This window comes from Streptomyces sp. 13-12-16 (assembly GCF_002114215.1).
Classification (GTDB): Bacteria; Actinomycetota; Actinomycetes; order Streptomycetales; family Streptomycetaceae; genus Streptomyces.
On the sequence record NZ_NCTE01001510.1, the window covers coordinates 21,110 to 21,617 of the forward strand.

General features: G+C 70.3%; 1 protein-coding gene. It reads right to left on the reverse strand.

What is annotated here, in order from left to right; genetic code table 11:
• Positions 1–496 (reverse strand): condensation domain-containing protein (locus B7767_RS44200; protein WP_256923813.1); only part of this gene is annotated, 496 nt, incomplete at its 3' end.
• Positions 497–508: the final 12 nt, after the last annotated feature.

A 508-nucleotide genomic window follows, 5' to 3' on the forward strand; every position in this document is an offset into this window, starting at 1 on the left:
CGGCGCCGCCTTCGAAGACCAGGGCGTCGTCGTCGGGAGTGCGGGCGGCCTGAGCCTCCAGCAGGTGCGGCAGGGTGACCTCGGGGACCTCTGCGGCCGTGTCGTTCCACTCGGTGAGCAGCTGGGCGCGCTCCCGGTCCGACAGCAGCTCGACGGATCCGATCCGCCGGCCGGGATCGGCCGCGACCGCACTGAGCAGCCGTACGAAGCGCTCGGCGATCGCCTCCGCCGTGGACCGATCGAACAGGTCCGCGCTGTACTCGACGACGCCGTCGATTCCCTGTGCGTCGGCCGGACCGCAGCCGCGCTCGGTGAGGTCGAAGGTCAAGTCGAACTTGGCGCTGTCGGTGCGAAGTTGCCGTAACTCGGCGGTGACGCCCGGTAGGTCGAACTCGGGCTCGGTGTTGTTCTGCAGGGCGAGCATGACCTGGAACAACGGATGCCGGGCAGCCGTCCGCTCGGGCCGGAGCGCCTCCACCACACGCTGGAACGGCACGTCCTGATGCGC